Below are 24,451 nucleotides of genomic sequence, written 5' to 3' on the forward strand. Positions count from 1 at the left end.
AAGTGACGATTTCAGAGATTCCGGCCGTGCCCGCGCTTGACCTGCCCGCCGAGGGCGAGATCGGCGTGGTCGGCATCGGCCCGCTGACCCTGGAGAGCGGCGCGGTGCTCGACGACGTGTCGATCGCCGTGCAGCGGTGGGGCGAGCTCTCCCCCGACCGCGACAACGTCGTGATGGTGCTTCACGCGCTGACCGGTGACTCGCACGTCACCGGACCCGCCGGACCCGGCCACCCCACCCCGGGCTGGTGGGACGGCGTCGCCGGGCCGGGTGCCTCGATCGACACCGACCGCTGGTGCGCGGTCTCGACGAACGTCCTGGGCGGCTGCCGCGGATCCACCGGGCCGTCGTCGATCGCCCCGGACGGCCGGCCGTACGGTTCGCGGTTTCCCGCGGTCACGGTCCGCGACCAGGTCACCGCCGACCTCGCCGCGTTGGAGGCGCTCGGCATCACCGAGGTCGCCGCGGTGGTGGGTGGATCCATGGGCGGCGCGCGTGCGCTGGAGTGGATCGTCGGCCACCCGGACACGGTCCGCGCGGCGTTGGTCCTCGCGGTGGGCGCCCGCGCGACCGCCGACCAGATCGGCACGCAGAGCACCCAGGTCGCCGCGATCAAGGCCGACCCCGACTGGCGCGGCGGCGACTACCACGGCACGGGGCGCGCGCCGTCGACCGGACTGGCGCTCGCCCGCCGCTTCGCCCATCTGACCTACCGCGGCGAGCTGGAACTCGACGACCGCTTCGGCAACGACGCCCAGGGCGACGAGAGCCCGACGACCGGCGGGCGGTACGCGGTGCAGAGCTATCTGGAGTACCAGGGCGCCAAGCTGGTCGAGCGGTTCGACGCGGGCACCTACGTCGCGCTCACCGACGCGTTGTCGAGCCACGACGTCGGCCGCGGCCGCGGCGGGGTGCGGGCCGCCCTGCAGCGCTGCCGCGTGCCCACGATCGTCGGCGGCGTCACCTCCGACCGGCTCTACCCGCTGCGACTGCAGCAGGAGCTGGCCGACCTGCTGCCGGGCTGCCCGGGTCTCGAGGTCGTCGACTCGATCTTCGGCCACGACGGATTCCTGGTCGAGACGGAGGCCGTCGGCAAGCTGATCCGGCGCACGCTGGAGCTGGCGGCGCGATGAGCCAGGAGCCGGCCGACCCCTCGCTGTCCTTCGGGGCGCAGGCCGCGGCCTACGAACGCGGCAGGCCGTCGTATCCGCCGGAGGCGATCGACTGGCTGCTGCCGCGCGGCGCGCACACCGTCCTCGACCTCGGTGCGGGCACCGGCAAGCTGACCACGCGCCTGGTGGAGCGGGGCCTGGACGTGATCGCCGTCGATCCCATCCCGGAGATGCTCGAGGTGCTGACGGGGTCGTTGCCCGACACCCCGGCGCTGCTCGGGACCGCCGAGGAGATCCCGCTGGCCGACGACAGCGTCGACGCCGTGCTCGTCGCGCAGGCCTGGCACTGGTTCGACCCGGACCGTGCCGTCAAGGAGGTCACCCGCGTGCTGCGGCCGGGCGGGCGGCTCGGCCTGGTGTGGAACACCCGTGACGAGAGGATGGGCTGGGTCAAAGATCTGGGCCGCATCATCGGCCACGAGAACGACCCGTTCACCGACGAGGTGTCGCTACCGGGCCCGTTCACCGACCCGGAGCGCCACCACGTCGAGTGGACGAGTTACCTGACCCCGCAGGCGCTCATCGACCTGGTCGCCTCGCGCAGCTACTGCATCACCTCGCCCGCGGACGTGCGCACCCACACCCTCGACCGGGTGCGCGAACTGCTGGCCACCCATCCGGCGCTGGTGAACACGGCGGGGCTCGCGCTGCCGTACGTGACCGTGTGCATCAGGGCGACGCTGGCCTGAGGTCGCTAGCCCTGGGTGGTCGTCAGCCGGCGCAACTGGGCCGAGGCCACCGAGACGACGGCCAGGTCCGGCTGGTCGGTGTCGAGGAATTCCTTCAGGGTGCGCCGGGCACGCTCCAGCCTCGGCCGGTTGTAGGCCTCGAATTCGTCGACCACGCTGACATCGTCGGTGAACGGGTAGACGCGCCTGCTGACGTCGAGCGTCAGGCCACGGAGTGAGCGGTACAGATCCTCGCGCAACGCGAGCCTGGCGAGCGAATGCCAGCGGCCACCTCGCGGCAGCGACGACACGGCCATCAGGAGCTCGTCGACGCCCAGGTGGTCGGACAGTTCGAAATAGATGTGCGCGAGTGTGGTGGCGTCCTCGGAGTGCAGGTGCGCCATGTCGATGATGTCCAGAAGGCTGAACGCGTAGAGCGATTCGCTGACCGCGCCCGCTGTCGCCGGCGGAACGCCCTGCTCGATCAGGTCGCGGTGCGCCCGGGTCGCCGCGGCCAGCTCGCCCCCGCGCAGCATCGCCGGGAGTTTGCCGCGCAGCGTCGCGACCTGCTGGGCGAAGCGGCTCACCTCGCTGTCGATCCGCAGCGGCGCCGGACGGTTGAGCAGGAACCACCGCGACGCGCGGTCGAGCAGACGCCGGCCCTCGATGACGAGGGAGTTCGTCAGCGCGGGCGCGAGCCCGGCGGCGTAGATGTCGGCCCACAGCGTGTCGAGGTCGAAGACCTCCGACACGACGGCGTGTGCGCGCACGATGTCGCCTGTGGTGGCGCCGGTCTCCTCCGCGAGCCGGAAGGCGTAGGTGAGGCCGGAGGTGGCCAGCATGCGGTTGACGATCGACGTCGCGACGATCTCACGCCGCAGCGGGTGGTCCGGGAGCGTATCGCCGAGCCGGCGGCGCATGGTGGCCGGGAAGTAGCGGCGCAGCATCTCACCGAAGTGCGGGTCGGCCAATTCGTCACCGGCGAGCAGGTCCGACTTCAGGTCGAGTTTGACGTGCGCCATCAGCGTCGCGAGCTGCGGCCGGGTCAGCCCGATGCCCGACTTGGCGAGCTCGCCGAATTCGTCGGGGCCCGGCAGGTTCTCGCGCTTGCGATGCAGGCCGCTGCGGCGTTCCAGGTCGGCCGTCATCCGCGCGTGGACGTGCACCATCTGTCCGGCGTTGAACTGCGCGTCGCCGAGCAGCCGGTTGTGGTCCCTGTTGTCGGCCAGGACGAGCGCGGCCACCTCGTCGGTCATCTCGGCCAGCAGGCCGTTGCGCGCGCCGCGGGGCAGCGTGCCCGCGCGCACCGCCGCATCGAGCATGATCTTGATGTTCACCTCGTGGTCGGAGCAGTCCACTCCTGCCGCGTTGTCGATGGCGTCGGTGTTGATGTGTCCACCGGCACGCGCGAATTCGATTCGCCCACGCGGTGACACACCCAGATTGCCGCCCTCCACGATCACCCGGGCACGGACTTGGGCGGCGTCGACCCGCAGGCCGTCGTTGACCTTGTCCGAGACGTCGGCGTGGTGTTCGTCGCTCGCCTTGACGTAGGTGCCGACTCCCCCGTTGAAGAGCAGATCGACCGGTGCGCGCAGGATGTGGCCGATGAGTTCGGTCGGGGTCAGGGTCGCGACCGGATCGGCGATGCCCAGTGCGGCGCGCATCTGCTCGGACACCGCAACGGTTTTCGCGGTGCGGGGCCACACTCCGCCGCCCTCGCTGATCATCGCGCGGTCGTAGTCGTCCCACGACGACCTGGGCAGGTCGAACAGCCGCTGCCGCTCGCGGCGGGCGTGGACGGCCGACGGGTCCGGATCGACGAAGACGTGGCGGTGGTCGAAGGCCGCCACCAGTCTGATCCCGCGGCGCAACAGCATGCCGTTGCCGAAGACGTCGCCGCTCATGTCGCCGATGCCCACGACACGGCATTCCCCGCGGTCCGCGTCGAGGCCGAGCGCGTCGAGATGGCTGTCGCCGCTGACCCACGCCCCGCGGGCGGTGATCCCCATCGCCTTGTGGTCGTAACCCGCCGACCCGCCGGAGGCGAACGCATCGCCGAGCCAGTAACCGCGCTGCACGGCCACCGCGTTGGCGGTGTCGGAGAACGACGCGGTGCCCTTGTCGGCAGCCACCACGAGGTAGGGATCGGCCCCGTCGTGGCACACCACACCGCTGCGCGGCGGCGCGATGCCCGGGGCGGCGTTGTCGACGACATCCAGCAGGGCCGAGACGAACTGCCGGTAGCAACGCAGGCCGCGACTGGGCGTCACGCTCCGGTCGGGGCCCGCAGTCGGCCGGACGACGAAGACGCCTTTGGCACCGACCGGGACGATCACGGCGTTCTTCACCGCCTGCGCCTTCACCAGGCCCAGCACCTCGGTCCGGTAGTCGTCGTGGCGGTCCGACCAGCGCAGCCCGCCGCGCGCCACCAGACCGAACCGCAGGTGCAGTCCCTCGAAGTCGGGCGAGTACACGAAGATCTCCGACAGCGGTCGCGGCTGGGGCAGTTCGTCGACGTCCTGCGGGCGCAGCTTGTGGACCAAATACGGAGTGGATGCGCTGAGCGCCTCTGGCGCAAAGGCATTCGTCCTCACGGTCGCGTTGATGAGGCTGCGGTAGGCGCGCAGGATCCGGTCGGCGTCGATGTGCACCACCCGGTCGATGCGCGCGCAGAGTTCCTCCTCGGCCGCCGCGATGTCCGCCTGCCGTCCGGGATCCTGCGCCGGTCGGTCACCGTGGCCGAAACGCGCTTCGAACAACGCGACGGCCGCGCGGGCGGCCTCCGGATTCTCCAGCAGTACGCTCTGGATCCGGCCCTGCCCGTACGGCATCGGCGACTGGCGCAGATACCGGCTGTAACTGCGCAGCACGCACACCTGACGCCAGGTCAATCCCGCCGCAGGCACGAGCGTGTTCAAGCCGTCCGCCTCGGCACGTCCGGTCCAGACCGCGTGGAACGTCTCCCGGATCTGCTGGTCGGTCTCCCGCCGGTCCCTGCTCAGTCCGGCGTCGGCATCGGCGCCGGTCTCCAGCACGAGTTCATAGAGGTGCCAAGGGGTTCCGTCGGTGCGAGTCCTGGTGGTGGTGTGTTCGTGGAGGACCTCGAGATCCATGCTCTGCAACGCCGGCACCATGCGCCGCAGGGGCACGGACTGCGCGGCGCCGAGCACGAAGCGCAACCGGCCCCGCTCGCCGGTGCGCCCGATCGCCACCGCGATGTCGTCACCGCGCAACCCCTCGACCCCGGCGGGATCCAGCAGATCCACCGCCGGGACGGTCGGATCGTCGGCACGGTCGTTGGGCGCGTCCACGGATCGGTCCTCTCGGTCGTGCTGTCGCGCCACGAATCCGATTCGCCTCGTGCGGAATTGGTCGAATCCGGGTAGCGGCGCTGCCATCCGACCACGAGTCTGTCGTGGGGTCGACCCGTTGTTCGGTGACAGTCAGTCACCGATCGCCACGGACTGCTTACAGTCTGTAAAGGGCCCGCCGAACGTGAGGTTGTGCGCGAAGATCCGGCCGATCGTCGAGCACAAGCTCACGTTCGACGCAGAGCTAGCTGGTGCCCAGTGGGTCGATCGTCCACGCGACGTAGAACATGGTCGCGCTGACCGTCGCCGTCGTGACGACGTCGACTGCCTTGCTGCGCACCGCGAGAAGCCCGGCCCGCTCGTCGGTCAACGAGATGCGAAGCGCCGCTGCCACTCCCACACCCACCGCGAGGACCAGCGCACCGCGGCGCCAGTAACCGGCGACCACGAGGCCGAACGCCGCCACGACGATCAGGCCGACCGCAAGGATCGGCCACTGTCCCGCGAACACCTTGCGGGCGAATTCTCTCGCGGTCACGCGTGCGCGAGCGCCTCGGCGCGTTCGACGACGTTGGTCAGCAGGAACGCCCGGGTCAGCGGACCTACCCCACCGGGGTTGGGCGAGACGTGCCCGGCGACGTCCCACACGTCCGGGGCGACGTCGCCGACGAGCTTGCCGTTGTCGTCGCGGCTGACCCCGACGTCGATCACCGCCGCCCCCGGCCGGACCATCTCCGCGGTCACCATGTGCGGCACCCCGGCGGCGGCGACGATGATGTCGGCCTCGCGGGTGAACTGCGGCAGGTGCCGGGTCGCCGTGTGGCACAGGGTGACCGTGGCGTTCTCCGACCGGCGCGTCAGCAGCAGCCCGAGGGGCCGTCCGACCGTCACGCCGCGGCCGATCACCACGACGTGCGCGCCGGCGATCTCGACTTCGTACCGGCGCAGCAGGTGCACGATCCCGCGCGGCGTGCACGGCAGCGGTGCGGGCTCGTTGAGCACCAGCCGGCCCAGATTGGTCGGGTGCAGACCGTCGGCGTCCTTGCCCGGGTCGATGCGCTCCAGCGCGGCGTTCTCGTCCAGATGCTTGGGCAGCGGCAGCTGCACGATGTAGCCGGTGCATTCGGGGTTGGCGTTGAGCTCGTCGATCGTCGCGTCGAGTTCGGCCTGTCCGATGTCGGCGGGCAGGTCGCGGCGGATCGAGTTGATGCCGACCTTCGCGCAGTCGGAGTGCTTACCGCGCACGTAGGCCTGGGAACCGGGGTCGTCGCCGACCAGGACCGTCCCCAGCCCCGGTGTGCGCCCCTGTTCGGTGAGCGCCGCCACCCGTTCCTTGAGGTCGACGAAGATCTCGTCCCGCGTGGCTTTCCCATCGAGCGTTATCGCACCCACGGCAGCCAGTTTGTCATGCGATTGTGGCAGGCTGCCGGTATGGACACCCAGCCCGATGTGTTCACCCCGGCCAAGCTCGGCCCGGTGACCCTGCGCAACCGCATCATCAAGGCCGCCACGTTCGAGGCGTCGACACCCAACGCGCTGGTCACCGACGACCTGATCCACTACCACCGGCTGCCCGCGGCCGGCGGCGTCGGCATGACCACGGTCGCCTACTGCGCGGTGGCTCCCGGCGGGCGCACCGACGGATGGCAGATCTGGATGCGCCCCGAGGCGATTCCCGGACTGCGCCGCCTCACCGACGCGGTCCATGCGGAGGGCGCGGCGATCAGCGCGCAGATCGGGCACGCCGGCCCGGTCGCCAACTCGCGCACCAACAAGGCCAAGGCGCTGGCGCCGGTGCGGTTCTTCAATCCGCTGTCGATGCGCTTCGCCAAGAAGGCCACGCGGCAGGACATCGCCGACGTCACCGCCGCGCACGCCAACGCCGCTCGCCTGGCGATCGACTCCGGATTCGACGCCGTCGAGGTGCATCTCGGCCACAACTACCTGGCGAGCTCGTTCCTGAGCCCGCTGATCAACAAGCGCAGGGACGAGTACGGCGGATCGCTGGAGAACCGGGCCAAGGTGGCGCGCGGTGTGGTGCGGGCCGTGCGGGACGCGGTCGGCAACCAGATCGCGGTCACCGCGAAACTCAACATGACCGACGGTGTGCGTGCCGGGATCCCGCTCGAGGAATCATTGCAGACCGCCAAGTGGCTCGAGGAGGACGGCGGCCTCGACGCCCTGGAGCTCACCGCGGGCAGCTCGCTGGTCAACCCGCTCTACCTCTTCCACGGCGACGCCCCGGTCAAGGAGTTCGCGAGCGCGTTCAAGCCGCCGCTGAGCTGGGGCATCCGGATGACCGGCAAGAAGTTCTTCCGCGAGTACCCGTACCGCGAGGCGTTCCTGCTGGACAAGGCCAGGAAGTTCCGCGCCGAGCTCACGATGCCGTTGATCCTGTTGGGCGGCATCACCAATCGCGAGACCATGGACCTGGCGATGGCCGAGGGGTTCGAGTTCGTCGCGATGGGCCGCGCCCTGCTCGCCGAACCCGACCTGATCAACCGGATCAAGGCCGAATCGACCCCCGGCTCGGTTCGCTCGGCGTGCACCCACTGCAACAAGTGCATGGCGACCATCTACAGCCACACCCACTGTGTGGTGACCGGCGCCCCCGATTCGCTGCCCGTGCTGGGCTGAACCCCGTGGAGGCGGCCAGCGACGCCATGGTCACCTACCGCTACGTGCGGGTGGGCCTGGTCGCGCTGGTCGTCTTCCTGCTGGTCTCCGTCGGCCTCACCTGGCAGCAGACCTGCCTGCAGAGTTCGATCAGCGCGTTCTTCTACACCCGCACGCACGCGGTGTTCGTCGCCGCGCTGTGCGCCGCGGGCATCTGCCTCATCGCCTATCAGGGCAGCCGGCTCGGCGAGGACGCGCTGCTGAACTTCTCCGGCTTCCTGGCGTTCGTCGTCGCGTTGATCCCGACCGACGCCGAGGGCCTGTGCCGGCCGTGGCTGCCGACCGAGGCCGATCCGTTCGGCGCGGTGGCCAACAACATCGTCGCGCTGTTCACCGCCGCGGCCACCGGGTGCGCCCTGTACCTGGCGTTGCAGCGGTGGCGTGCGCCGCAGCCGGTGCCCACCGCCGAACCCGACGAGTGCGCGTCGGCCGCCTCGGTGTGGAAGCGCATCGCCGCGGTGCTGCTGCGCGTCGAGCCGTGGCTGCCCAAGGCGCTGTTCGCGATCGTCGTCGCCGGTGCGCTGCTGTCGTTGTGGGACTGGTTCCTCGACCGGGCCCACATCATCGCCGCGGTCGCCTTCTTCCTCGGCATCGTGCTGGTGGCCGTCTACCACGCCTGCTACGCCCGCGCCGCCAGCCGGCACCGGCGGGCCCGCTTCTACGCCGCGCTCGCGACATCGATGCTGGCGACCGTCGTGCTCGCGGTGGTGTTCCTGCTGGCCGATGTGAGGTTCGGCGTGTTCATCGTCGAGTTCGCCCTGATCGTGGAGTTCGCCGTGTTCTGGGGCGTGCAGACGTGGGATGTGTGGGACGCCGGCGACCGCTACCCGGCTGCCGCGGTGCCCAGCCTCGCCGACGCGAGCTGATCATGAGCCGGCATCGCCCGCGCTACCTATACAGTTGGTCCCGATGAGCCGACCGTCCCCACCTGCGCTGACCGTTCGGTACGAAGGATCCACCCGCACATTCGCCCCTGGCAACGACGTTGTCATCGGCCGTGATCTGCGGGCCGACGTCCGTATCGCCCACCCCTTGATCTCGCGCGCGCACCTGGTGCTGCGATTCGACCAGGGCCGGTGGGTGGCCATCGACAACGGCAGCCTCAACGGCATGTTCGTCAACGGCAGGCGCGTGCCCGCCGTCGACATCCGCGACGGGCAGAGCCTCAACATCGGCAACCCCGACGGCCCGCAGCTGACGTTCGAGGTCGGCCGCCACCAGGGTTCGGCGGGACGGCCACCGCAGACCACCGCGGTCCCCGTGGCGCGGGCCGCCACCGGGGGCTGGACACCATCGGCGCCCCCGCCACCCCCGGCGCCTCCGATGTCGCGGCCGCAGCCGCGCTATCCGACAGGGGCGCAGCCGCACTATCCGTCCGGGCCGCAGCCACACCATCCGTCCGGCCCGCAGCCGCGCACGCGCCCACCGGCCCCCGGCGCCGCCATGTCGCCGCCGTTGTCGCCGCCGTTGTCGGAGCACGCCGCGCTCGAACCCGTCACCCGGATGGGCCCGACGGCCGCCCCGCGGTCCGGTGACGCCGGCAACCTCGCGACCAGCATGCTCAAGATCCTGCGGCCCGGCCGGGCGCCGGAGGCACCCGCCGGAGCGATCAAGATCGGCCGCGCGAGCGACAACGACATCGTCATCCCCGACGTGCTGGCCTCCCGCCATCACGCCTCGCTGGTTCCCGCGGCCGGCGGCACCGAGATCATCGACGCCCGCAGCATCAACGGCACCTTCGTCAACGGCGCCCGGGTGGAGTCAGCGCTGCTGCGCGACGGCGACGTGGTCACCATCGGCAACATCGACCTGGTCTTCAGCGGCGGCACGCTGGCCCGGCGGACGGAGACCGCCGCCGCCACCGCCACCGGCGGCCTCGACGCGCGCGCCGTCACGTGGACGATCGAGAACAACAAGACGCTGCTGGACAACATCTCGCTGACCGCCCGCCCCGGCACGCTGACCGCGGTCATCGGGCCGTCCGGCGCAGGCAAGTCGACGTTCGCGCGCCTGGTCGCCGGATACACCCATCCCACCGCCGGGTCGGTGACGTTCGAGGGTCACAACATCCACGCGGAGTACGCCTCACTGCGTTCCCGGATCGGGATGGTGCCCCAGGACGACGTCGTCCACGGTCAGCTCACCGTCAAACAGGCGCTGATGTACGCGGCCGAACTGCGGCTGCCGCCGGACACCACCAAAGAGGACCGCGAACAGGTCGTCATGCAGGTCCTCGAGGAACTCGAGATGACCAAGCACCTCGAGACCCGCGTGGACAAACTGTCCGGCGGCCAGCGCAAGCGCGCCTCAGTGGCCCTGGAACTGCTGACCGGCCCGTCACTGCTGATCCTCGACGAACCGACCTCCGGGCTCGACCCCGCCCTGGACCGCCAGGTCATGACCATGCTGCGGCAACTGGCCGACGCGGGCCGCGTCGTGCTGGTGGTCACCCACTCGCTGACCTATCTGGACGTCTGCGACCAGGTGCTGCTGCTGGCGCCGGGCGGCAAGACCGCGTTCTGCGGTCCGCCCAGCGAGATCGGCCGGTCGATGGGGACGACGAACTGGGCCGACATCTTCAGCTCGGTGGCCAGCGATCCGGAGGGTGCCAACCAGCGGTTCCTCGCGCTCAACGGCCCGCCACCGGACCAGCTGGCGACCGAGGACGAACCCAGCAACCTCGGCGAACCCTCGAAGACAAGCCTGCGGCGGCAGTTCTCGACGATCGCGCGGCGCCAGATGCGCCTGATCGTCTCCGACCGCGGCTACTTCGTCTTCCTGGCCCTGCTGCCGTTCATCATGGGTGTGCTGTCGCTGTCGGTGCCCGGCACCGTCGGCTTCGGGGTGCCCGACCCGATGGGCGACGCCCCGAACGAACCCGGCCAGATCCTGGTGCTGCTCAACGTCGGCGCGATCTTCATGGGCACCGCGCTGACGGTCCGCGACCTCATCGGCGAGCGTGCGATCTTCCGGCGCGAACAGGCCGTCGGCCTGTCCACCACGGCGTACCTGCTGGCCAAGGTGTGCATCTACGCGGTGTTCGCGATCCTGCAGTCCACCATCGTCACGGCGATCACCATCGCGGGCAAGGGCGCACCCACCCAGGGGGCGCTGACGTTCCTGAGCCCGACCGCCGAGCTGTTCGTCGTGATGGCCGCCACGACGGTGACCGCGGCGATGGTCGGTCTGGCGCTGTCGGCGCTGGCGAAGTCTAACGAGCAGATCATGCCGCTCCTGGTCGTCGCGGTGATGAGCCAGTTGGTGTTCTCCGGCGGCATGATCCCGGTGACCGACCGGCTGGTGCTCGACCAGCTGTCCTGGATCACGCCTGCCCGCTGGGGATTCGCCGCGTCGGCATCCGCCGTGGACCTGATCAAGCTGGTCCCCGGTCCGCTGACGCCGAAGGATGCGCACTGGGAGCACACCGGATCGGCGTGGTGGTTCGACATGGGCATGCTCGCCCTGCTGAGCGTCGCGTACGTCGGGTTCGTTCGCTGGAAGATCCGGCTCAAGAGCGCTTGATTTCGGATTCAACAAGATTCGGGCAAATTTTCGCGTTCCCGCCATGAGTGTGGTTATGGTGTGTCCCGTGCGCGGCTGACCTGATGATCGAGCGGCCGCCGTGGAAGGGGGCCGAGTGCGGACACACACCGAGTCCCTGGTCCGCCGGGCGTCGTGGGCCACGCCCGACCTCGCGGAGGCGCACGGTCTCCTGCAGGCCGATTACGGCGCCAGCCTGGTGTTGCGCGAGTCGCGGACCGCGGCCCGCCGGCTCAGTGTCGAGCGTCGTCAGACCTCCACGTTCGAATGTCACGATGTGCGGTTGCCCGCCACCCTGCAGTTCGACGTCGAGGACTACGGCGGCGTCGTCATCGCGGCGCTGCAGGCCGGCACGGTGACCGCGAACGGCGACGCCCACGGCGTCTCCTATCGGCGCGGCGACGTGTTCATGTCGAACTTCCCCGGCGCGCGTTACCGGTGCTACGCCGATCACGCCTGGTCGCACACCGTGACGATCCCGGTTCGGGTGCTGGCGCAAGCCGCGGGCGTCGCACCGTCGTCGCTGCGGTTCATGTCGGGCAACCCCGTGAACGCCGCCGCCGCCGCGAAGTGGCTGGCCACGCTCGAGGCCGTCGAGGGGTTGCTCGACGATCCGGACACCGCCAATCCGATCGTGCTGGGCAAGGCCGGCCGCATGCTGGCCGCCCGGGTGCTCGAGGTCTTCCCCGTCACCAGGACACCCGGCACCGAACACCCCGGACGGCTGGTCCCCAACTTCCTGCGCCGGGCCATCGCCTACATGGAGGACCACGCCGGCGCGGACATCAGCGTGGCCGATATCGCCGCCGCGGTCGAGCTCACCCATGACGGGGTGATCTACCTGTTCCGGCGTCACCTCGGAGTGGGTCCGCTGGACCATCTGCGCCGCATCCGCCTCGACCGGGCCCACCGGGACCTGCTCGACGAGGACCCCGAGTCGACGTCGGTGTTCTCGATCGCGGCCCGTTGGGGCTTCCCGCACCTGCCGACGTTCGAGGAGCTCTACTGCGGCTCGTACGGACAGAATCCGCAGGAGACGCTGCACGCCGGCTGACCGGTAGATTCGCAAGGTGGCACGTGCCCTGGGAGCGGTCGGACGCCGCCTGGCCGACGCGCCGGCGACCTTCATGTGGCTGGCCGTCCTCGCGGTCACCACGCGGGTGCAGCGGGCCGCGGGTGGGTCGCGCGCACAGCTGCTGCGCAGCCAGTCGACCAATCTGAACCACCTGTCGGAGGAGCCGACGCGGGTGCTGGCCGCGAGCCTGTTCTGGCTCGACGGCAGGAGGTGGTGGCCGTACGTCCCGCCGTTCGCCGCCGTCCTCGCCCCGGCCGAACGCCGCCTGGGCACCCTCCGGTGGCTCGTCGTGGGCACCGCGGCGCACATCGCCGGCACATATCTCGGGCAGGGGTACCTGCGCCGATCCATCCGCACCGAACAGGCACCGCCACGGCTCGCCGATGCCCACGACGTGGGGGTCAGCTATTTCCTGCTGGGCGTCGCGGGGACGCTGTCGGCGTACCTGCCGCGGCGGCACCGGGTCCGGGTGCGCGCCGCCGGCGTCGCCGTCCTCGCCGCCAACGCGGTCGTCCGGCCCACCTTCACCGAGGTCGGCCACCTGAGCGCCTTCCTCACCGGCCTGGCGCTGAGCCCGCTGGCGATCGACCGTGACCGACACCCGTATCCGGGTACACAGGGACATGCGCGCCACTGAGATCAGGGCCCTCGGCGAGGTCGCCGCCGAGGGCGTCACCGTCCTGCACGACATCGTCCGGGGCATGCACACCGGCATCGCGAGCCGGGTGTTCGCCTCCGTCGGCCCGGCCGCCCGTCCGGTCGAGATGGTCCACGACGTGATCGCCCAGGCGGTCTACACCGCGATCGGCACGACCGGGCAACGCGTGCCCCAGGCGGTCGGCGCCCTGGCGGCGACGCGGTTCGACGACGACACGCCGTTGGATCGGACACCGGCGGTCGCGGAGGCGATCGCGGCGCTCAACGGCATCTACGGCGACGAACTCGCCGCCCGCGGCAACGCGCTGGCCACGACGATGTCGGTGCGGGTCGACGGGCGCAGCGTGGATCCGGCGCCTGCGCCGCTCGCCGAGGCGTTCCCCGATGCGACGAACCGCATCGTCGTCTTCGTGCACGGCCTGTGCCAGACCGAATCGTCGTGGCGCCGGCCCCCGCGTCCGTCCGTCGAGGCGCCCGACCCGCGGCCCTACGGTGCGCGGCTGCGCGACGACCTCGGCTTCACGCCGGTCGACGTGCGGTACAACACCGGCCTGCACATCTCGGACAACGGGCACGCGCTCGACGAACTCCTGGTGTCGCTGACCGAGGCGTGGCCGGTCCCGGTGTCCGACATCGCGTTGGTCGGGCACTCGATGGGCGGGCTGGTGGTGCGCAGCGCCTGCCACTACGGCGACGAGAACGGCGACGACTGGACCCGGCGGGTGCGCCAGGTGGTGTGCCTGGGCTCACCGCACCTGGGCGCCGACCTCGAGAAGGGCGTCAACGCCGCGGCCTGGGCATTGGCCCGCCTCCGCGAGACGCGTGCCCTGGCGGACTTCCTCAATCTGCGCAGCGACGGGATCAAGGATCTACGCTTCGGCGCCTGCCTGGACGACGACTGGGCCGGGGCCGATCCCGACGAGTTCCTGCGCGACCGCTGCAACGAGGTGCCGTTCCTCCCCGGTGCGTCGTACCACTTCGTGGCGACGTCGGCGGCGCCGCGACCGGTCGGCCTCATCCTGGGCGATCACCTGGTCCGGCCGAAAAGCGCATCCGGGCGGGGACGGCATCGCCGGATCCCCTTCGACGCGGACAACGGCCTGGTGATGACGGGTCTGCACCACTTCGACCTGCTCAACCACCCCGAGATCTACGCGCGGCTGGTGCACTGGCTGGGCGTCACCGCAGAGTGACGAGGTCGGACACCGAATCCCGCGGGAGCTCACCGTCGACGACCGCGGTGACCGTCATCTTCTGCAGGGTGATCGACCCGTCGTGGTTGTCGAGGAACGCGGTGTCGGCGGCGTCACGTCCGGTCGCGATGCGCACCATGGACTGCCGGGGCGCCAGGCAGGTGGCGTCCACCACCCGCCACTGTCCGTCGACGTGGGCCTCGGCGACGGCGTGGAAGTCCATCGGACTGCATCCGGGCGCGTAGACCGAGACCAGGCGGGCCGGGACGTTGAGCGCGCGCAGCATCGCGATGACGAGGTGGGCGTAGTCGCGGCAGACGCCCGCTCCGGCCAGCAGGGTGTCCGCGGCCCCGTCGATGGGATCGCTCGATCCGGGAACATAGTCCAGACGCGCGCCCACCCACGACGACACCCGCTCCAGCAGGGCGCCGGAGTCGGTGACGTCACCGAATTCCGTTGCGGCGAAGCCGAAGAACTTGTCGGCCTCCGCGTAACGACTCGGTCGCAGATAGGTGGACAGATCGATGTCGCGGACCTCGGGCGGCCCCGCGAGGCCCCGGATCGTCGCCTCGTAGGACGCTGTCACCGTGCCCCGCGCGGCGGCGAACCTGTGGATGCGGGTGCCGTGTTCGCCGATCAGTTCCCGCGCCTCGACCGGTGAGCCGTCGTGACGGAACGTCAGCACCTCGCTCACGTCAGCGCCCGGATGCGCGGCGAGCGCGATCTGGAACTCGAGCGTGGTGGGTGCGGTGACCTCGATCTCGAGTTCGGCGCCGACGGTGCGGCTCATGGTGTCCCGGGGCATCGGCCCAGTCTGGTGCCGATCGGGTGTGGGCGCAGCGCGAGAGACGGTGACGCGCCGGGTGAATCACACGCGTGTCGACGTGGCGGGATTTGATCGAAGCGGTGTTCGAACGATCACGTCATCACATCCGTTCCTCGGTTCAGCGGACCGCACCGGAGATCGAACCGTTCCCTGACCGTGTCGAGGGCGCGGCGCTGGTGGTCGCGATGCCTGCGGTGGGTCAGCATGAACCTGGCCGTCGCCGCCATCCTGCGCGGCAGCGGGTACCAGCGGTCGAAATCGAGCCCGCACTCCGCGAACACCTTCGCCGGCAGTGCATCGGCCATGAGGCTGAGGTTGTACTGCGCGAGGGTCAACAGCGTGTACGGGAACGCCGTTCGCGACTTGTTCGTCAGGTCCTGTACGTCGAGTTCGTACAAAGGGGTGTCGCGCAGCCGGTCGAGCATCAGCATGTGCGTCATGAAGTACCCCATGAAGGAGCTCAGATGCATTGTCGCCGAGCGTATCTGGATCGACAACACCGACCCTCCCGCGGACGCGTAGGGCTCGTACGGATCATCGCGGTTGGTGACGTAACCGGTGCAGTTCACGATCCAGCTCCCGGGTGCGACGGGGGTGGTCTCACCGCTGCGGAACCTCATCTCGACTCCGTCGCCTCGATCGACGGCGTCGACGAAGTAGTCCATGGTCACCGAGCGCAGACCGTCGGCGATGGTTCGGCACTCGGCCTTCGACAGCACGCCCAGCAGGAAGTTCGCGGTGGCGGGAGTGAGCCACGTGCCGTACCGCGCGCGGTGCCACTGCCACACCTCGTCCTCGTTCGTGCCGTCGAACCGCCGGGACGCCTGAACTCCCAACGTGCTGACGAGGGTTCCGCCGACCCACCTCCGGACGCCGGTGGGGAAGAACGTGTCACGGCACTGGAAGAACGTGCCGCCACCGGCGACCAGGTTGACCTCCCGTCCAGGGCATTGGGTGATCAGCGCGTGGGCGGTGTCCATCGCGGTCTTCCCGCCGCCGATGATCCAGACCGGCGTTGTGCTGTCGGCGATCTCGCCGACGCGCACGTCGCAGTGGTCCGGGGACACCGAGTGCACACGCCCGGTCGAGACCGGCAGCGGATCGTTCGGTGTGATCCGGAAACCGTAGGCCTTCACCAGCTTCGCGGCGTCGATCTCCAGCGAGGCACCGTCGGCCGAGCGGCAGGCGACGCGGACGCGGCCGTCGGCCTCCACGGCGTCGACCATGTCCCAGCCGTAGAACTCGTCGACCCGCACACGCCGGCGGATCTCGTCGAGACAGTGCTGCAGGTGGTCGAGCACCTCGTCCTTGGTCGCGAGGTAGGACCGCTCGCGCCCGAGCGTCCAGGCGATGTCGCCCGCGGTGAACATCCCGTGCGGCTGGTGGAGACGGACGTAGGGGTAGGTGTCGACCCACATTCCGCCGGCACGGCGCCTGCGGTCGACGAGGACGATGCGCTGATCCGGGGCGAGGTGCCGGCTCGCGGCATAGAGCGCGTTGAGGCCGGCCAAGCCGGCACCGACGATGCAGACGTCACAACTCTCGGTCATGAAGACCTCCTCGACGGTCCCAGTATTCGCCGTCCGAGTGTGAGAAAGCCAGAGTCCGTTGAGTCGTCAAGCTCCTCGCCGGGCGAGGATCTTTATTTCGTTTTTGTTCGTCAATATCCGGCAAACGAAACCGCATCGTCATAAGCTTCTCACTGCACGGCGTCTTCAACGGGGAGGAACGGCCATGCGAATTCTGCGACACTGCGCGGCCTTCGGCGCGGCGATGGTGACGGTCGTGCCGTCGTACCTGATCCTCACCGCCCCGCCCGCTTCCGCCGAGTGCACCGAGACCGGTGGAATCACGATGTGTCAGAACGAAGTTCGCCGCGCAGAGACCGGACCTGCCGGTCAGGACCTGTGGTATCCGTACCCTTGCGAGCTCGACTACCTCTGCGACGACGGCGTATCGGTCTTCGACTACGACTCGGACAATGACGTCAGGCCGCCCGACACACCGGGTCGGCCCGACATCGGTCTGCCCGGCCGTCCCGGTGACCGACCCGACCGACCCGACGGGCCGGGAGGCGGCGGAGGCATCGGCGGGCGGTGAAACCCAGCCTCTTCGAGAGGAGTGACATGACGATCAGATTCCGCGCTGTCGGCGCAACGGTCGCGGTCGGCGCGGCCGTCGCTGCGGCGCTCGTGACCGGTGGCGCCACCGCTTCCGCGCAACCGCCACCTCTGCCCCCACCGCCGCCACCGGGCTGCACGGCGGCAGATATGTCCGGCGTCGCGGCGGGTGTCACCGCGGCGACGTCGACTTACCTGTTCACCCACCCGGAGGTCAACGCGTTCTTCACCGGCCTGAAGGGCCTGCCGAGGGAAGAGGTGCGCGCGCGGGTCGCCGAGTACGCCGACGCCAATCCGCAGGTGAGGGCGGACCTCCAGGGTATCCGGCAGCCGATGGTCGACTTCCGGAATCGTTGCGGCGTTGCAGCGCAACCAAACCGGTAACGATGCGGGTGATGCGACGCCGGCTGGCCGTGGGAGCCACCGGCGTTCTCCTGCCCTTCGGCGCACTCGCGTCGGCCGCCCCGGCGCTCGCGGACTGCACGAATGCCGGTGGGGTGACCGTCTGCGCGCAGGGTGACGTGCGCGGCTCCGACACCGGCGGCACGGTCGGCTCCACCGGTCCCTACTACCCGTACCCGTGCGAGTACGACTATTACTGCGACGACTGGGGAGTCGACCTGATCCTCGACGTCGATCCCCCCGGTGGCGATTTGGGCCGGCCGGGCGGGCCCGGCGCCCGGCCGGACAACAGTCTGCCCGGCGGCCGGCCCGGCGGCGGCGGGCGCGGCGGACGCCGCTGAGGCGCTCCCGTCACTCGCCGTGGACGTCGAGTCCCTGCGCCGCGGCGTAGGCCAGCGCCTGTTCGACGTCGATACGGGCGCCGCGCAGTGCGGCGGTGGTCCAGAACGTCGGGTCCACCCGGGCGCCTCGCAAGTCCGCGTTCTCGAGGCGCGCGCTCTGCACACGGACACCCTGGAGGTCTGCTCGTCGCAGCGCCGCCTCGCGCAGGTCCGTGCCCACCAGGTTCGCTTCGCGCAGCCGGCAGTCCGACAGGTCGACGCGGCGCAGATCGCACCCGCCGAGCACCGCGAGCGTCAGATCCACCTCGATCAGCGTCAGCGGGCGCAGCCGGCATTCGGTGAAGACCGAACCCAACATGCTGCAGTGGCGGAAGGTGCTGTGCCACAGGGACGATCGACGGAAGACACAGTTCCGGAACGCGGAACCGACATGCTCGGACTCGGACATGTCGACTCCGCTGAAGTCGCATCCGTCGAACACCACCCGCTCGGTGCGCAGCCGGCTCAGATCCTCGTCGCGGAAGTCCCGGTCGATGAACTCCTCATCGGTCCACTGCGCCACGGTCAGCCCGGCAGCGCGGAAAGACAGTCCAGGGAGTACTCGGTGATCGCGATGAGCGCGGCCTTGGCCGATTCGCGGTTCCTGGCGTCGACGGTGATGACCGGGGTGCGTTCGGACAGGGCCAGCGCCTTTCGCACCGCATCCGTGGGATGTCTTGGCGCGCCGTCGAACTCATTGATGGCGACGAGGAACGGCAGGTTGCGGGCCTCGAAGAAGTCGACAGCGGCGAAGCTGTCCTGCAGCCGGCGCACGTCGACGAGGACGATCGCGCCGATCGCGCCGCGCACCAGGTCGTCCCACATGAACCAGAACCGCCGCTGTCCCGGCGTGCCGAACAGGTACAGCACCAGGTCGTCGCCCAGCGTGATGCGGCCGAAGTCCATCGCGACGGTGGTCGTGCGCTTGTCGGGGGTGGCGTCGAGGCCGTCCACGCCCGCCGAGGCGTTGGTCACCAGCGCCTCGGTGCGCAGCGGCATGATCTCCGACACCGCACCCACGAACGTCGTCTTCCCGGCGCCGAACCCGCCGGAGACGACGATCTTCGTCGCGCTCGAGCGCCGCCTGTCAGAGTGCTCGTAAGCCACGCAGGGTCCTTCCTATGAGTTCGCGGCGTTCGTCGGAGGTCGCCGATTGGTCGAGGGTGGCGTGCACCCGTAGATAACCCTGCGTCACGAGGTCCCCCACAAGCACGCGCGCCACGCCGAGCGGCACCGATAAACGTGCAGCGATCTCCGCCACAGACGGCCGCTGGGCGCAGATCACGAGGATGTCCCCGCGCACGTCGCCGACCGGCCAGCGCGGCGGCCGGGACGAGTCGAGCGTCTCGATGGGCGCTTCCAGAGGGAGGTGGACGCGGGAGTCGGTGCGACCCGCGGTCAGCGTGTAGGGCCGTACCAGGCTGGGTCGGGCGGCGGATTCGGGTTCGTCCACGGCGCACTCACGAGTGCTGAGGGGTACGCCGCTGCGACTGGACCACCGTGCCGACCCGCTCGACGAGGATCGCCATCTCGTAGCCGATCTGCCCGATGTCGCAGGAGCGGGTGGCCAGCGTCGCCAGGTTGGAGCCGTCACCGACCCGCATCAGCAGCAGGTAACCGTTCTCCATCTCGACGACCGACTGCAGCACGTACCCGCCGTCGAACAACTGCGCGGCGCCGGTCGACAGGCTCGCCAGACCGGAGGCGACCGCGGCGAGCTGGTCGGCCCGTTCGACCGGCATGTGCTCGCTGGCGGCCATCAGCAGACCGTCGGCGGACACCAGCACCGCATGGGTGACTCCGGACACGTCGCGGGCGAATCGGGAGACCAACCAGTCGAGCGATTCGCGCTGCGTCGAACGTGCCGGGTAGGTCATTCGAGATCTGTTCCTCTGACTTCTCGGGAGTGGGCGCGGCCGGCGTGCACGCCACCGAAGTGGCTGCTCATGCTGGCCCGGATGGCCTCCGGATCGCGTCGGGGCGGGGCGTCGGCCCCGGCCGCCGATGCTACCTGCTCCTCGGTGTCGTCGCTGCGGTGCGCTCCGCCGCCGCTGCCCGGCACCAGCCGGGCTCCGGGATCGCGTACGGGCAGTCCCTCGTCGGTCCGTTCCCGCACCGGGGCCTCGTCCGCGGCGGCGGCCGCCGACCACCCGTGGTCCCACACCGACTTCCAGTCCAGGTCGGCGCTCTTGCCGAGCTCGGTCGGATCGACCAACCATTCCGAGAGCATCGACTGGTAGATCGCGTCGTCGGCGCCCGCGGTCGGCCTGGCCGCCGGTGCGGGTTCGGGCGCCGGCTCCGATTCGGGGCGCTCGTGCGCGCCGTTGGCGGCGGCCTGTGCCCGGGAGGCGAAGAAGGCGGACGTGTTCGTGGGGGTGGAGACCGGCATTCGCGGGTCGGTCTGCTCCCCCGCGGTGCCGGTGATCCCGCTGGCGCCGGGATGGCGTTGCGGCAGCCCGCCGGCCGCGAGTTCGCTGTGGCCGTTGAGTTCGCGGCCGGCCGGCTCGGGCCGGTGGTGACGCGAGTGCTCGCCGATGTCCTGCCGCGCGGGCGCGGCACCGTACGGTTCGGCAGGCGGCACGGACGTCGGTGCGGCAGTGTCGGTGTGCGCGAGCAGGGAGGCGGGGACGTACACGCCCGCGGTGGTGCCGGAGTCCGGTTCGTCGACGACGGTGCTGCGCAGCCGGACGACGAAACCGTGCTGGGCCGCGAGCCGTCCGACCACGAACAGGCCCATGTGGCGGGCGGTGTACGGGGTGACCTCGCCGCCGGACTGCAGGCGGGCGTTGGCCATCCGCAGATCGGCCTCGGCCATCCCCAGGCCGGTGTCGCTGACCTCGACGACGAGGCCGCCGTTGCCGGTGTGCACGGCCGACACCCGCACCTGCGTGATGGGGGGCGAATACCGCAGCGCGTTGTCGAGCAGCTCGGCGAGCAGGTGCACGAGGTCGCCGGCCGCGGCGCCGATGATGCGGCTGTCGGGCACGGAGGCCGTCACCACGCGGGCGTAGTCCTCCACCTCCGAGGCCGCGGCGTTGATGATCGTCGCGACCGGGACCGGCTCGGCCTGGTCCCGGGGGACCGACGCACCGGAGAGCACCAGCAGGTTGGCGCCGTTGCGGCGCATTCGGGCGGCGAGGTGGTCGAGCCGGAACAGGCTCTGCAGGCGTTCGGGGTCGTCCTCGTCGCGCTCCAGCCGGTCGATCAGCGACAGCTGCTGGTCCACCAGCGAGCGGCTGCGGCGCGACAGCGTCTCGAACATGTCGCTGATCTGCAGCTGCAGCCGCGCCTGCTCCCCGGCCAACAGCACGGCCTGCTCGTGCAGTTCGTCGACGGCGTGCGCGACCTGACCGACCTCCTCGGTGGTGTACACCGGGATCGGGGTGACCGGGGCGGGCTCGGCGCCGGCCCGGACCCGGTCGAGTTCTCCGGGCAGATCCTCGTGGGCGACCTTGAGGGCGCTGTCGCGCAGTCGGCGCAACGGGAGCACCAGCGAACGCGCCACCAACAGCACGAGAATCAGGGCGGCGACGAACACCAGCAGGATCAGCACCGCATCGCGGATCGCGGCGGACCGCTCCGCATCCGCCGCGCTGGTCACCGCCGCCGGGATGGCGTCGGTGGTGTCGGCGATCATGGTGTCCGCGATGCCGGCGGTCACGGCCTGGGACTGCAGCAGTTCGGGGTTGCCGACCAGGACCACGGCGGGGTTGGAGATCAGCGACATGCGCTTGACCATCTCGCTGCGCAGGGTGTTGGCCTCCTCCGAGGCGCCGCCGAGCAGTTCGGCCATCCCGTTCACCGTCGACGGCTCGGTGCCCGCGAGCGTGTTCATCGACGTGCGTAGTTCGGGTTCGGGGACGTCGGCGCCGCGGGTGACGAGCATCTGCTGCATCGCCATCTGACCGCGTGCGCCGATCGCCCGGGAGAGAGCTTCGGCCTGCAACTGGACGCGCTGTTCGTCGCCGCGGGCCGATCCGGTGATCGCCGTCTCGGCGGTCAGCAGCAGCGGCGCATAGGTCATCACCCGCTGGCGCAGGTCGATCGAATTCGCCATGACCTTGTTGACTAGATCCTGCCCGGGATCGAGCAGGTCGGTGACCGCCTGCCGGACGTCGGGTACGACGTCGGTGGCCGCGAGCTGTTGCCGTAACGCCGTCTTGGCGGTGTCGTACTCCGCGAGCGCAGGCTGCGTCTCACGCCCCTCGGTCGCGGCGACGACGGTGGTCTCCAGGGCGTCCATGTAGGCGTTGATGTCCGGGATGAGCTCGGCGCGCTCGGCGGCCAACCGCAGATCACCGGCCTGCCGCAGGTTGCCGGCGATACGCGAGCCGCCGAACACGCCGGCCAGGACCAGCGGGACGAGCACGATCGCGAGCACTTTCCAGCGCACCGGCCAGTTCGCCGGCGACCAGCGCGACGGCCGTTTGGGTGGCGCAGTCATCGGCGCCGGACCGCGTGGCCGGCCCAGGATGCGCGTGTCAGTACTGAAGCGTCATTCATGGAGGTTTCCTGCTGTTCGCACCTGTTTGCGGGACGCGGTATCGCGCCTGGTACGCCTGGCAATTCGACGAGTATGACAGCCGTCAGCTGGGGTTTCCACAATTCTTACTGAACAGACAGAGTTCGTGACCAGACCGATGCGCGTCCGTGTGGTGATCGAGCAAATACCAGCTAAGCGGGCCGCAGGATCGCCACGAGGAAGTCGGAGTCGTCGGCGAAGGGCCGGACATCCCACGTGGACAGCAGCAGATCGCGGACGAAGCCGGCATCCGCTGCGTTGCCGAGGAATTCGTCGAACGCATAGTCGCGGCCGGCGCCGAAGCCGATCACCGCCCGTCCGTCGTCGGCAAGGTGGGCCCGCAACCGGCGCAACACCTGGGTCCTGGTACTCGGCGCGAGGAACGTCATGACGTTTCCGGCCGACACGATGAGGTCGAACGGTTCGGGGACGCCGCGCGCGGGCAGGTCGAGTTCGGCGAGGTCCCCGACGAGCCAGCGCGGGCCGGGATGGTCCTGCTCGGCCGCCTCGATCAGGGCCGGGTCGACGTCGACTCCGACGACCCGGTGCCCGGCCGCGGCCAGATAGCCGCCGACCCGGCCGGGGCCGCAGCCGGCGTCGAGGATGTGGGCGCCGCGCGGCACCATCGCGTCGACGAGTCGGGCCTCGCCGACCAGATCGTCCCCGGCGCGCGCCATCGCCCGGAACCGCTCGATGTACCACCGCGAATGACCGGGATCGGCCGCGACCTTCTGCATCCAGAGACTGGGTTCGGCCATGCGAGCATTATCGCTGTGTTCAAGGTGATGTTCTATTCACCCCGGATCGCGCCCAACACCGGCAACGCCATCCGCATGGTGGCGGGCAGCGGCTGCGCACTGCATCTGGTGCGACCGCTGGGTTTCGACCTCTCCGAGCCCAAGCTGCGCCGCGCCGGGCTGGACTACCACGACCTCGCGTCGGTCACCGTGCACGACGATCTCCGCGCCGCGTGGGATGCGGTGCTGCCCGCGTCGGTCTACGCGTTCACCGCGCACGCCACCCTGTCGTTCGCCGAGATCGCCTACCGGCCGGGCGATGTGCTGATGTTCGGGCCGGAGCCCACCGGGCTCGACGCCGAGACGCTGGCCGACCCGCACATCACCGCGCAGGTGCGGATCCCGATGCTGGCCGGGCGGCGGTCACTGAACCTGTCGAACGCCGCGGCGGTCGCGGTCTATGAGGCGTGGCGCCAGCACGGGTTCACCGGGGCCGTCTAGACCCGCCTCACCACGCGTCCCAGTGGGTGAGCTGCTCGGCGGGAAGGCGCTTGGCCTTCTTGAAGTCGGTGCCCTTGGTGTAGGCGATCGGGAAGAGCCCGGCCTGGCTGTACTTGTCGAACGGGATGCCGAGCAGGTCGGCGGCCTGCTTCTCGCCCTCGCCCAGCAGGTGCAGCGTCGTCCAGGCCGAGCCGAGACCGCGGGAGCGCAACGCCAGCATGAAGCTCCAGGCGGCGGGCAGCAGCGAACCCCAGAACGAGGCGGACATGCCGGCGGGCGCGCCGTCGGGCCGGCCCTCGAGGCAGGGGATCATCATCACCGGTACCTCGTGGAAGTGGTCGTTGAGGTAGCGGGCGGAGTCGCTGACCAGCTCCATGCGCTCACCGCGCACGTCGTCGTAGTCGGGCTTGGGCAGGTCGAGGTAGGCGTTCGCGTTGACGCGGTAGATCTCGGCCAGCGCCTTCTTCTTGTCGGGGTCGGTGACGAAGACCCACTGCCAGCCCTGGGCGTTCGACCCCGTCGGGGCCTGCAGCGCGAGCTCCAGGCACTCCATGATCACCTCGCGCGGCACCGGCTTCTCCAGGTCCAGTCGCTTGCGCACCGAGCGGGTGGTGGTCAGGAGTTCGTCGACAGTCAGGTTGAGGGTCATGGGTCGAGGCTACCGAGTG

24 protein-coding genes are annotated in these 24,451 nt (G+C 70.2%); 12 read left to right on the top strand and 12 right to left on the bottom strand.

All coding sequences use genetic code 11. From position 1 onward, the window contains the following. The first annotated feature begins 2 nt into the window (after positions 1-2). Both metX and AU196_RS07725 read left to right on the top strand, forming a co-directional pair. Positions 3-1,133 (top strand): homoserine O-acetyltransferase MetX, encoded by a 1,131-nt coding sequence (gene metX, locus AU196_RS07720; protein ID WP_059094521.1) that lies wholly within the window; start codon positions 3-5, stop codon positions 1,131-1,133. Continuing rightward, positions 1,130-1,861 carry a class I SAM-dependent methyltransferase gene (locus tag AU196_RS07725; protein ID WP_059094522.1) on the top strand — a complete coding sequence of 244 codons (732 nt, stop codon included), beginning with the start codon at positions 1,130-1,132 and terminating at the stop codon, positions 1,859-1,861. Before metX ends, AU196_RS07725 begins: the two co-directional genes overlap by 4 nt. Positions 1,862-1,866: 5 nt before the next feature. On the opposite strand, the gene AU196_RS07730 is transcribed toward AU196_RS07725, so the two are convergent. From AU196_RS07730 to AU196_RS07740, 3 genes are all read right to left on the bottom strand, one after another. Then, positions 1,867-5,109, bottom strand: a complete 3,243-nt coding sequence (locus AU196_RS07730) for an NAD-glutamate dehydrogenase domain-containing protein (RefSeq protein WP_059094572.1) — start codon at positions 5,107-5,109, stop codon at positions 1,867-1,869. Between the two features lie 289 nt (positions 5,110-5,398). Further along, positions 5,399-5,692 carry a DUF3017 domain-containing protein gene (locus AU196_RS07735; protein ID WP_059094523.1) on the bottom strand — a complete coding sequence of 98 codons (294 nt, stop codon included), beginning with the start codon at positions 5,690-5,692 and terminating at the stop codon, positions 5,399-5,401. Then, positions 5,689-6,546 carry a bifunctional methylenetetrahydrofolate dehydrogenase/methenyltetrahydrofolate cyclohydrolase gene (locus AU196_RS07740; protein ID WP_197415730.1) on the bottom strand — a complete coding sequence of 286 codons (858 nt, stop codon included), beginning with the start codon at positions 6,544-6,546 and terminating at the stop codon, positions 5,689-5,691. Before AU196_RS07740 ends, AU196_RS07735 begins: the two co-directional genes overlap by 4 nt. A gap of 39 nt (positions 6,547-6,585) precedes the next feature. Here AU196_RS07740 and AU196_RS07745 point away from each other — a divergent pair, with 39 nt between their 5' ends. The 6 genes from AU196_RS07745 to AU196_RS07770 all read left to right on the top strand — a co-directional run bounded on the left by AU196_RS07745 (position 6,586) and on the right by AU196_RS07770 (position 14,295). Next, positions 6,586-7,791 (top strand): NADH:flavin oxidoreductase, encoded by a 1,206-nt coding sequence (locus AU196_RS07745; protein ID WP_059094574.1) that lies wholly within the window; start codon positions 6,586-6,588, stop codon positions 7,789-7,791. A 5-nt stretch (positions 7,792-7,796) separates the two neighbouring features. After that, positions 7,797-8,696, top strand: a complete 900-nt coding sequence (locus AU196_RS07750; RefSeq protein WP_059094524.1) for a hypothetical protein — start codon at positions 7,797-7,799, stop codon at positions 8,694-8,696. Positions 8,697-8,739: 43 nt separating this feature from the next. Beyond that, a complete protein-coding gene (locus AU196_RS07755; RefSeq protein WP_059094525.1) occupies positions 8,740-11,352 on the top strand; it encodes an FHA domain-containing protein in 2,613 nt (870 codons plus the stop codon). 115 nt (positions 11,353-11,467) lie between these two features. Further along, the gene (locus AU196_RS07760; protein WP_059094526.1) at positions 11,468-12,424 is read left to right on the top strand and encodes a helix-turn-helix domain-containing protein; all 957 of its coding nucleotides are present in this window, start codon (positions 11,468-11,470) and stop codon (positions 12,422-12,424) included. A gap of 16 nt (positions 12,425-12,440) precedes the next feature. Then, positions 12,441-13,082: a rhomboid-like protein gene (locus AU196_RS07765; RefSeq protein WP_059094527.1), complete on the top strand. Its 642-nt coding sequence runs from the start codon at positions 12,441-12,443 to the stop codon at positions 13,080-13,082. Then, complete coding sequence (locus AU196_RS07770) at positions 13,069-14,295, top strand: esterase/lipase family protein (RefSeq protein ID WP_059094528.1); 1,227 nt, start codon at positions 13,069-13,071, stop codon at positions 14,293-14,295. Before AU196_RS07765 ends, AU196_RS07770 begins: the two co-directional genes overlap by 14 nt. On the opposite strand, the gene AU196_RS07775 is transcribed toward AU196_RS07770, so the two are convergent. Both AU196_RS07775 and AU196_RS07780 read right to left on the bottom strand, forming a co-directional pair. Next, a complete protein-coding gene (locus AU196_RS07775; protein ID WP_082695649.1) occupies positions 14,282-15,100 on the bottom strand; it encodes a transglutaminase-like domain-containing protein in 819 nt (272 codons plus the stop codon). The two genes, AU196_RS07770 and AU196_RS07775, sit on opposite strands and share 14 nt — an antisense overlap. A gap of 113 nt (positions 15,101-15,213) precedes the next feature. Further along, a complete protein-coding gene (locus AU196_RS07780) occupies positions 15,214-16,671 on the bottom strand; it encodes an FAD-dependent oxidoreductase (RefSeq protein WP_059094529.1) in 1,458 nt (485 codons plus the stop codon). Between the two features lie 184 nt (positions 16,672-16,855). Here AU196_RS07780 and AU196_RS07785 point away from each other — a divergent pair, with 184 nt between their 5' ends. The 3 genes from AU196_RS07785 to AU196_RS07795 are packed head-to-tail and all read left to right on the top strand — an operon-like array spanning position 16,856 to position 17,984. Further along, positions 16,856-17,221 carry a hypothetical protein gene (locus AU196_RS07785; protein ID WP_059094530.1) on the top strand — a complete coding sequence of 122 codons (366 nt, stop codon included), beginning with the start codon at positions 16,856-16,858 and terminating at the stop codon, positions 17,219-17,221. Positions 17,222-17,247: 26 nt separating this feature from the next. Continuing rightward, on the top strand, positions 17,248-17,625 hold the full coding sequence (locus tag AU196_RS07790; protein WP_059094576.1) for a heme-binding protein: 378 nt from the start codon (positions 17,248-17,250) through the stop codon (positions 17,623-17,625). Positions 17,626-17,636: 11 nt separating this feature from the next. Continuing rightward, entirely contained in the window at positions 17,637-17,984 is a 348-nt protein-coding gene (locus AU196_RS07795; protein ID WP_502687228.1) for a hypothetical protein, read from the top strand. A gap of 10 nt (positions 17,985-17,994) precedes the next feature. On the opposite strand, the gene AU196_RS07800 is transcribed toward AU196_RS07795, so the two are convergent. The 6 genes from AU196_RS07800 to AU196_RS07825 form a co-directional block, all read right to left on the bottom strand. Then, the gene (locus tag AU196_RS07800; protein ID WP_059094532.1) at positions 17,995-18,546 is read right to left on the bottom strand and encodes a pentapeptide repeat-containing protein; all 552 of its coding nucleotides are present in this window, start codon (positions 18,544-18,546) and stop codon (positions 17,995-17,997) included. A 2-nt stretch (positions 18,547-18,548) separates the two neighbouring features. Continuing rightward, positions 18,549-19,130, bottom strand: coding sequence for a GTP-binding protein (locus tag AU196_RS07805; protein ID WP_059094533.1), 582 nt, complete (start codon positions 19,128-19,130; stop codon positions 18,549-18,551). Further along, positions 19,111-19,476 carry a DUF742 domain-containing protein gene (locus tag AU196_RS07810; RefSeq protein ID WP_059094534.1) on the bottom strand — a complete coding sequence of 122 codons (366 nt, stop codon included), beginning with the start codon at positions 19,474-19,476 and terminating at the stop codon, positions 19,111-19,113. Before AU196_RS07810 ends, AU196_RS07805 begins: the two co-directional genes overlap by 20 nt. A 7-nt stretch (positions 19,477-19,483) precedes the next feature. Next, positions 19,484-19,900 carry a roadblock/LC7 domain-containing protein gene (locus AU196_RS07815; RefSeq protein ID WP_059094535.1) on the bottom strand — a complete coding sequence of 139 codons (417 nt, stop codon included), beginning with the start codon at positions 19,898-19,900 and terminating at the stop codon, positions 19,484-19,486. Continuing rightward, positions 19,897-22,467, bottom strand: coding sequence for a HAMP domain-containing sensor histidine kinase (locus AU196_RS07820; RefSeq protein WP_059094536.1), 2,571 nt, complete (start codon positions 22,465-22,467; stop codon positions 19,897-19,899). Before AU196_RS07820 ends, AU196_RS07815 begins: the two co-directional genes overlap by 4 nt. Before the next feature lie 230 nt (positions 22,468-22,697). Continuing rightward, on the bottom strand, positions 22,698-23,303 hold the full coding sequence (locus tag AU196_RS07825; RefSeq protein WP_059094537.1) for a class I SAM-dependent methyltransferase: 606 nt from the start codon (positions 23,301-23,303) through the stop codon (positions 22,698-22,700). Between the two features lie 27 nt (positions 23,304-23,330). Between AU196_RS07825 and AU196_RS07830 the strand changes: the two genes are divergently transcribed. Beyond that, complete coding sequence (locus AU196_RS07830; RefSeq protein WP_502687229.1) at positions 23,331-23,783, top strand: tRNA (cytidine(34)-2'-O)-methyltransferase; 453 nt, start codon at positions 23,331-23,333, stop codon at positions 23,781-23,783. Positions 23,784-23,790: 7 nt separating this feature from the next. On the opposite strand, the gene AU196_RS07835 is transcribed toward AU196_RS07830, so the two are convergent. Then, a complete protein-coding gene (locus tag AU196_RS07835; RefSeq protein ID WP_059094539.1) occupies positions 23,791-24,432 on the bottom strand; it encodes a nitroreductase family protein in 642 nt (213 codons plus the stop codon). Between the last annotated feature and the right edge of the window lie 19 nt (positions 24,433-24,451).

The sequence above is a fragment of the Mycobacterium sp. IS-1742 genome (assembly GCF_001500125.1).
Taxonomy (GTDB): domain Bacteria; phylum Actinomycetota; class Actinomycetes; order Mycobacteriales; family Mycobacteriaceae; genus Mycobacterium.

Excerpts from the sequence above, each read along its gene's own strand:
- AU196_RS07725 (WP_059094522.1), top strand. The coding sequence starts at position 1,130 with ATGAGCCAGGAGCCGGCCGACCCCTCGCTGTCCTTCGGGGCGCAGGCC.
- AU196_RS07820 (WP_059094536.1), bottom strand. The coding sequence starts at position 22,467 with ATGACTGCGCCACCCAAACGGCCGTCGCGCTGGTCGCCGGCGAACTGG.
- AU196_RS07815 (WP_059094535.1), bottom strand. The coding sequence starts at position 19,900 with ATGACCTACCCGGCACGTTCGACGCAGCGCGAATCGCTCGACTGGTTG.
- AU196_RS07745 (WP_059094574.1), top strand. The coding sequence starts at position 6,586 with ATGGACACCCAGCCCGATGTGTTCACCCCGGCCAAGCTCGGCCCGGTG.
- AU196_RS07830 (WP_502687229.1), top strand. The coding sequence starts at position 23,331 with ATGTTCTATTCACCCCGGATCGCGCCCAACACCGGCAACGCCATCCGC.
- AU196_RS07785 (WP_059094530.1), top strand. The coding sequence starts at position 16,856 with ATGCGAATTCTGCGACACTGCGCGGCCTTCGGCGCGGCGATGGTGACG.
- AU196_RS07775 (WP_082695649.1), bottom strand. The coding sequence starts at position 15,100 with ATGCCCCGGGACACCATGAGCCGCACCGTCGGCGCCGAACTCGAGATC.
- AU196_RS07835 (WP_059094539.1), bottom strand. The coding sequence starts at position 24,432 with ATGACCCTCAACCTGACTGTCGACGAACTCCTGACCACCACCCGCTCG.
- AU196_RS07795 (WP_502687228.1), top strand. The coding sequence starts at position 17,637 with ATGCGACGCCGGCTGGCCGTGGGAGCCACCGGCGTTCTCCTGCCCTTC.
- AU196_RS07780 (WP_059094529.1), bottom strand. The coding sequence starts at position 16,671 with ATGACCGAGAGTTGTGACGTCTGCATCGTCGGTGCCGGCTTGGCCGGC.
- AU196_RS07790 (WP_059094576.1), top strand. The coding sequence starts at position 17,248 with ATGACGATCAGATTCCGCGCTGTCGGCGCAACGGTCGCGGTCGGCGCG.
- AU196_RS07755 (WP_059094525.1), top strand. The coding sequence starts at position 8,740 with ATGAGCCGACCGTCCCCACCTGCGCTGACCGTTCGGTACGAAGGATCC.
- AU196_RS07770 (WP_059094528.1), top strand. The coding sequence starts at position 13,069 with ATGCGCGCCACTGAGATCAGGGCCCTCGGCGAGGTCGCCGCCGAGGGC.
- AU196_RS07825 (WP_059094537.1), bottom strand. The coding sequence starts at position 23,303 with ATGGCCGAACCCAGTCTCTGGATGCAGAAGGTCGCGGCCGATCCCGGT.